Annotated in this window: 1 pseudogene; it reads left to right on the plus strand. The window is 59.4% G+C overall.

Going from position 1 to position 567, the window contains the following annotated elements:
- Positions 1–567: pseudogene (locus tag WH91_RS02910) on the plus strand (transposase); the annotation flags it as partial.

A 567-nucleotide genomic window follows, 5' to 3' on the forward strand; every position in this document is an offset into this window, starting at 1 on the left:
GGTGATCAAGGCGGCAAACCAGTTCCACACCAGGACGGTGCGGCCCAACCAGATGTGGCAGACCGACTTCACTTGACTTCAAGATCATCGGCTGGGGCTGGATGTATCTGTCCACCGTGCTCGACGATTACTCGCGCTATATCATCGCCTGGAAGCTGTGCAGCACCATGCGGGCCCGGGATGTGACCGACACACTGGACATGGCCCTCACAGCCTCAGGCTGCGATCAGGCCCATGTGCATCACAAACCCCGCCTGCTCAGCGACAACGGCCCGAGCTACATCGCCGGTGAACTGGCCGATTATATCGAGGCCAAAGCCATGAGCCATGTTCGGGGCGCTCCAATGCATCCCCAGACCCAGGGAAAGATCGAGCGCTGGCACCAGACCATGAAGAACCGCATCCTGCTCGAAAACTACTTCCTGCCCGGCGATCTTGAGGCCCAGATCGGCGCCTTCGTCGAGCATTACAATCACCAGCGCTATCATGAGAGCCTCAACAACGTGACGCCAGCCGACGCCTACTTCGGCAGGGCCGCAGCCATCATCAAACAGCGCGAAAGGATCA

This window comes from Devosia psychrophila (genome assembly GCF_000971275.1).
In the GTDB taxonomy this organism is placed as follows: domain Bacteria; phylum Pseudomonadota; class Alphaproteobacteria; order Rhizobiales; family Devosiaceae; genus Devosia; species Devosia psychrophila.